This window comes from Paenibacillus glycinis (genome assembly GCF_009909185.1).
Lineage (GTDB): Bacteria > Bacillota > Bacilli > Paenibacillales > Paenibacillaceae > Paenibacillus_Z > Paenibacillus_Z glycinis.
Genome location: NZ_JAAAMV010000012.1, coordinates 300,999 through 306,998, shown reverse-complemented (window position 1 = coordinate 306,998; position 6,000 = coordinate 300,999). Strand labels below are relative to the sequence as shown.

Here is a 6,000-nt window from a genome sequence, read left to right as displayed (position 1 = left end):
CCTGATAGCTCAGTTGGTAGAGCACTCGACTGTTAATCGAGTTGTCACAGGTTCGAGTCCTGTTCGGGGAGCCATTTACGCTCTCATAGCTCAGTAGGTAGAGTGCATCCATGGTAAGGATGAGGTCACCGGTTCGATCCCGGTTGAGAGCTCCAGTTATTTTTTGTACAAGGCCCGTTGGTCAAGTGGTTAAGACACCTCCCTTTCACGGAGGTAACAGGGGTTCGAGTCCCCTACGGGTCACCAACTCTCTCACTTCGGAGGCTTAGCTCAGCTGGGAGAGCATCTGCCTTACAAGCAGAGGGTCGGGGGTTCGATCCCCTCAGCCTCCACCATCTTAATAATGGGGATTAGCCAAGCGGTAAGGCAACGGACTTTGACTCCGTCATTCCCTAGGTTCGAATCCTAGATCCCCAGCCATTTTATGAGCCATTAGCTCAGTTGGTAGAGCACCTGACTTTTAATCAGGGTGTCGTAGGTTCGAGTCCTACATGGCTCACCATTTTCAATTTCGAAAATGGAACTACATAATTTGCGCGTATGGCGGAATTGGCAGACGCACCAGACTTAGGATCTGGCGGGCGACCGTGGGGGTTCAAGTCCCTCTACGCGCATCAGATAAAAGACCCTTTTAGCGAAGGGTCTTTTTGTGTATAACTTTGTGGATAAATGCGAATCGAAATCGCCAAGGTCTTGTGCTTGTTGCATTTTATTACCCACAGGGACTCGTTGAATTGTGTTGGAAGATAAGAATTTTCAAAATCGTTGTTCAAACATTGGATAGATCGATTTGCTCATTGAATTAGACCGCGGGTTATGTCCAGCGTAGTTCACATTGTGAATGCTTGTGCACAGGAATGAAGAATTTCTGCAGGTTAAGCTGTGGATTGCTTGACGCATTCAGTGAGAATGGTTATCATTATACATGGAACTATTATGAGAACGGTTATCAATAAATGCTGCAAACAGCTGCAAGGGGTGGATGGCATGAATGCAATGCATACGAGGAACTTGAATATCGGCTACGAAGAACGATTGATCGTGGAGGATTTGAATATAACGATTCCCAAAGAGAAAATAACGGCTTTAGTTGGAGCGAACGGCTCCGGTAAATCGACGATTTTGAAAACGATGGCAAGACTCATGTCGCCATCTGCCGGCACAGTCATGCTGGACGGAAAATCGATTCATAAGCAATCGACCAAGGAAGTCGCGAAGCAATTGGCGATTCTGCCGCAGAATCCGACGGCTCCGGATGGATTGACGGTCGCGGAACTGGTCTCGTACGGTAGATTCCCTTATCAGAGCGGTTTTGGTTCCTTGAATAAAGAAGATCGCTCCATTATCAATTGGGCTGTCGAGCGCACGGGTTTGATTGAATTCAAAGATCGGCCTATAGACCGCCTCTCGGGGGGCCAGCGGCAGCGTGCTTGGATCGCAATGGCACTCGCGCAGCAAACCGATCTCCTGTTCCTTGACGAGCCTACGACGTATCTGGACATGGCGCATCAGCTTGAGGTGCTTGAACTGCTTCATCAACTGAACGCAACGGCAGGCAGAACGATCATTATGGTGGTCCACGATTTGAATCACGCCTCCCGATATGCGCAGCATATGGTTGCCATTAAGAAAGGGGAAGTCGTAAGCGTTGGCACGCCGGAGGCCGTCATGACGAAGGAAGTGCTTCGAGAGGTATTCGGCATCGAGACGGATATCATTCCGGATCCTCGGACCGGAGTACCGCTTTGCTTCCCTTTCGCGTTAGCTGGCGATAAGCCGGAGGTGTATGAAAACCGCGTTCTGGAACCGGTAAAAGTGAGCTAAACGGACCTGCCGGCTGGCCGTGAAATAAGGATTTACATATGCAGAATGCTTCACGAAAAAAAAGTTTATAATTTCGCTAAGAAAGGGTTGCATTCTGCTTATGTCCATGATATATTATTACTTGTCGCGCTTGAGAAAAAGCGAGTGACAGTGAAATGCGGAAGTGGCTCAGCGGTAGAGCATCGCCTTGCCAAGGCGAGGGTCGCGGGTTCGATTCCCGTCTTCCGCTCCATATGCGCCCTTAGCTCAGCTGGATAGAGCGTTTGACTACGAATCAAAAGGCCGGGAGTTCGAATCTCTCAGGGCGCGCCATTTCTTAATTGCAGATCATACATACTTCGGGACGTAGCTCAGCTTGGTAGAGCACCTGGTTTGGGACCAGGGGGTCGCATGTTCAAATCGTGTCGTCCCGACCATCATCTGCGGGTGTAGTTCAATGGTAGAACTTTAGCCTTCCAAGCTAATAGCGTGGGTTCGATTCCCATCACCCGCTCCATATGAAGAATTCAAGCCTTGGGTTTCCAAGGCTTTTTTATTTTACCTAATAAAGACATGCTTTCCTGTCGCTTATGAAAAAGCTTCAACCGTAAATTGATTTGTAGTATGATGATTAGAGTTAAAAACCGTTGTAACTGGTTAATTTGGCTTATGACGAGGATTGCTGCAGGCAAAACCCAAGAATAAGCCGTCAATATATGCATTCTAGGCAGTGTCTTGCGTAAAAAGCCGAAGATTATGCTTTTGCAGTGGTTTTGCATTGCTGACCGTCGGCGAAGCTTAGGATGTGGTTTCGCACTGCAAACCTTAAGGAGGATTAGGAATGTCGGAACAGGCTGGTACAACAATGACTACAAACCGACCCCAAGCGAACAACTTGCTGCGACGCGATGTTCGTTTCCTGGGTAACATTCTAGGGGATGTGCTCGTTCATCAAGGCGGCCATGAGCTGCTGGAGACGGTCGAGAAAATTCGTGAAATGAGCAAAACGCTGCGCGCGGAGTTTTTGCCGGAGCTGGACGAGGAGTTTAAGCATGTCATCGATGCGTTGACTCCCGCAACCCGTCATCAGGTGATTCGCGCGTTTGCGATTTATTTTCAACTCGTGAACATTGCCGAACAAAATCACCGCATCCGCCGTAAACGCGATTACGAGCGTTCGACAGGCGAGCAAGTGCAGCCGGGATCCATCGAAAGCGCGATTCAAGTGCTGAAGGACCGGGGCATCGCCGTAGACAATGTGAAAGAAATCATTGCGGATATCTCCTTGGAGCTGGTAATGACCGCGCATCCTACGGAAGCTACGCGCCGTGCGGTTCTTGACATCCACCAACGCATCGCCGCGGAAATGATGGAGCTGGACGATCCGACGCTAACGTATCGCGAACGCGAGAAATTACGCGAGAAGCTGCTGAACGAAGTGTTGACTTTGTGGCAGACGGATGAGCTTCGCGACCGCAAGCCGACCGTCATTGACGAAGTGCGTAACGGCATGTACTACTTCGACGAGACGCTGTTCGAAGTTCTTCCGAACGTATATGAAGAGCTGGAACGCTGCTTGGACAAGTACTATCCGTCCGACGAGCACTGGCATGTTCCGACCTATCTTCGTTTTGGCTCGTGGATCGGCGGCGATCGCGACGGTAATCCGTCGGTAACGGCGAAGGTAACCTGGGAAACGTTAAAGCTGCAGCGCGGGCTCGCTTTGGAGAAGTATGAAGAGCTTCTAAAAGCAGTCATGGATCAGCTGAGCTTCAGCACGAACATTATCGAGATTTCGGACGAGCTGGCCGAGTCCATCAAGAAGGATAAAGAGCAGGTCGTCGCGCTCCGCTGTATCGAGCTGTGGCGCAACGAGAAAGAGCCATACCGCATCAAGCTCGGCTATATGTTGGAGAAACTGGCCAATGCGCTGGACGAGTCCTTGAAAGGTTCCCCGAAGCGTTACAACAGCGCCGACGAGCTGAAAGAGGATTTGCTCATCATCGACCGCAGCCTGAGGCATCATTTCGCGGACTATGTGGCCGACACGCACATTCGCAAGCTGATCCGCCAAGTCGAGCTGTTCGGGTTCCATCTGGCTGCGCTTGACGTTCGTCAGCACAGCAAAGAACATGAGAACGCGATGGCGGAAGTTCTGGCCAACATGAACATCGTGGCGGATTACGCGTCCTTGTCCGAAGACGAGAAGATCGAATTGCTGCATACGTTATTGAACGATCCGCGTCCGCTTACTTCGCCGCATTTTGCCTATTCCGAGGGCACGCGCGAGTGTTTGGACGTCTATCATACGATTTACCGCGCGCAGGCCGAATTCGGCTTGAATTGCATTTCCAGCTATCTGATCAGCATGACGCAGGGTGCAAGTGACATGCTCGAAGTCATGGTGTTCGCCAAAGAAGTCGGCTTGTTCCGCAAGGATTCGAACGGCAACATTACTTGCACGCTGCAAGCCGTGCCGCTCTTCGAAACGATCGACGACCTGCATGAAGCACCAGGCATCATGGAAAAGCTGTTTACGCTGCCGGTCTATCGTCAGGCCGTCGAGGCACGCGGCAACTTGCACGAGATCATGCTCGGGTATTCGGACTCCAACAAGGACGGCGGCGTGGTGACGGCAAACTGGGAGCTGCGCGTAGCGCTGAACGCAATTACGAGCGCGGCGAAGAAATTCGACGTCAAGTTGAAGTTCTTCCATGGCCGCGGAGGCGCACTTGGACGGGGCGGAATGCCGCTGAACCGAAGCATTCTGGCCCAACCGCCGCATACGGTCGGCGGTGGTATCAAGATTACGGAGCAAGGCGAAGTATTGTCTTCCCGTTACTCCTTGAAGGGCATCGCGTACCGCAGCTTGGAGCAGGCGACTTGGGCGCTTGTGACGGCATCGCGTTTGGCGAAATATCCGGAACAGGAAGAGACGGCGACGGTCGAGTGGGAAGACATTTCCCGCGGTATCTCGGAGACGGCATTGACGAAGTATCAGGATCTGATTTTCCGCGATCCGGATTTCATGACGTTCTTCAAGGAATCGACGCCGCTCCCCGAGGTCGGCGAGCTGAATATCGGTTCGCGTCCGGCAAAACGCAAAGGAAGCGATCGGTTCGAGGATTTGCGCGCGATTCCATGGGTATTCGCATGGACGCAGAGCCGTTACCTGCTGCCGGCTTGGTATGCCGCCGGTACCGCGCTGCAGGGCTACATTCAAGATGACGAGAAACGGCTGGATACGCTCCGCGCCATGTACGAGAAATTCCCGTTCTTCACGTCGTTAATCGATAACCTGCAAATGGCGTTGGCGAAAGCCGATCTTCAAATCGCGAAGGAATACGCGGGCATGATTGCGGATCAAACGATTCGCGACCGCATCTTTACGCAAATCGAAGAGGAGTACGTGCGGACATCTTCGACGATCCTGCAAATTACGGGACAGGCGGATATTCTGGATAACGTGCCGGTTATCCAAGAATCGATCCGTTTGCGTAATCCCTACGTGGATCCGCTCAGCTACATGCAGGTGCAGCTGTTGAAAGAACTGCGCGACAGCCGTGCGAAAGGCGAGGACGATGATCTCGAGCTGCTGCGCGAGGTGCTGCTCACGATCAACGGAATCGCGGCGGGTCTTAGAAACACGGGTTGATCAGAACAATCAGTTTGCGCGTGCGCTAGGCGCGCAACATTTGTTCGAATACGATTGATTTGCGTTCACCTTCGCGAGGAGAGGAATGCAGCATGCTACGCAAACTGAATTGCTTCTGTTCACATGTTCATAACCGCAAAGCCGATCCTTGGGATGTATAACATTCTAAAGGATCGGCTTTTTTTGTTGGGCAAGCGTGGTTATCCACAGGTTATTCAGTAATTGTGGGGGAAATGTGGATGAAGCTGTGGATAGAAGTTGGAGATGTTGTGGATGTGGGCAGCAACGAGAATTGCTTTCTGGAATGGAAGCGCCCATGCATCCGAAAGCAAGAATAGCGATAATGAATGCGCGTATGGAAGCATCGCTTAGAGCCATTTGAAATGCCTGCCGGGTCGGCACAGGTTTAATTCTCCGAACTGAACGGATTAACGCCGATTTCACTGACGATAAATACAAAAGTCATGCATCGGTGGCAGAGGAGACGTATGTTCTTGTTAGCGACGCGCCCGGAAGGGCATAGCTGGAATTTTCATCTGATC

At 51.4% G+C, this 6,000-nt stretch carries 2 protein-coding genes and 10 tRNA genes; all 12 read left to right on the top strand.

Annotated elements, in window-relative coordinates; all coding sequences use genetic code 11:
- Positions 1-79: 79 nt before the first annotated feature.
- The 12 genes from GT019_RS16950 to ppc all read left to right on the top strand — a co-directional run bounded on the left by GT019_RS16950 (position 80) and on the right by ppc (position 5,458).
- Positions 80-155 (top strand) — tRNA-Thr (locus GT019_RS16950).
- A 16-nt stretch (positions 156-171) separates the two neighbouring features.
- Positions 172-246: transfer RNA gene (locus tag GT019_RS16945), tRNA-Glu, on the top strand.
- A 13-nt stretch (positions 247-259) separates the two neighbouring features.
- A tRNA-Val gene (locus GT019_RS16940) sits at positions 260-335 on the top strand.
- Between the two features lie 9 nt (positions 336-344).
- A tRNA-Gln gene (locus GT019_RS16935) sits at positions 345-420 on the top strand.
- Between the two features lie 6 nt (positions 421-426).
- A tRNA-Lys gene (locus GT019_RS16930) sits at positions 427-502 on the top strand.
- 32 nt (positions 503-534) lie between these two features.
- Positions 535-614: transfer RNA gene (locus GT019_RS16925), tRNA-Leu, on the top strand.
- A 373-nt stretch (positions 615-987) separates the two neighbouring features.
- On the top strand, positions 988-1,824 hold the full coding sequence (locus tag GT019_RS16920) for an ABC transporter ATP-binding protein (protein ID WP_161744376.1): 837 nt from the start codon (positions 988-990) through the stop codon (positions 1,822-1,824).
- 157 nt (positions 1,825-1,981) lie between these two features.
- Positions 1,982-2,056, top strand: a tRNA-Gly gene (locus GT019_RS16915).
- Positions 2,057-2,059: 3 nt separating this feature from the next.
- Positions 2,060-2,136: transfer RNA gene (locus tag GT019_RS16910), tRNA-Arg, on the top strand.
- Between the two features lie 27 nt (positions 2,137-2,163).
- Positions 2,164-2,240: transfer RNA gene (locus GT019_RS16905), tRNA-Pro, on the top strand.
- 6 nt (positions 2,241-2,246) lie between these two features.
- Positions 2,247-2,320, top strand: a tRNA-Gly gene (locus GT019_RS16900).
- Between the two features lie 348 nt (positions 2,321-2,668).
- Complete coding sequence (gene ppc, locus GT019_RS16895; protein WP_407945085.1) at positions 2,669-5,458, top strand: phosphoenolpyruvate carboxylase; 2,790 nt, start codon at positions 2,669-2,671, stop codon at positions 5,456-5,458.
- Positions 5,459-6,000: the final 542 nt, after the last annotated feature.

Bases quoted from the DNA above. Each gene is read 5' to 3' on its own strand.
- GT019_RS16920 (WP_161744376.1), top strand. From the start codon at position 988: ATGAATGCAATGCATACGAGGAACTTGAATATCGGCTACGAAGAACGA.
- ppc (WP_407945085.1), top strand. From the start codon at position 2,669: ATGACTACAAACCGACCCCAAGCGAACAACTTGCTGCGACGCGATGTT.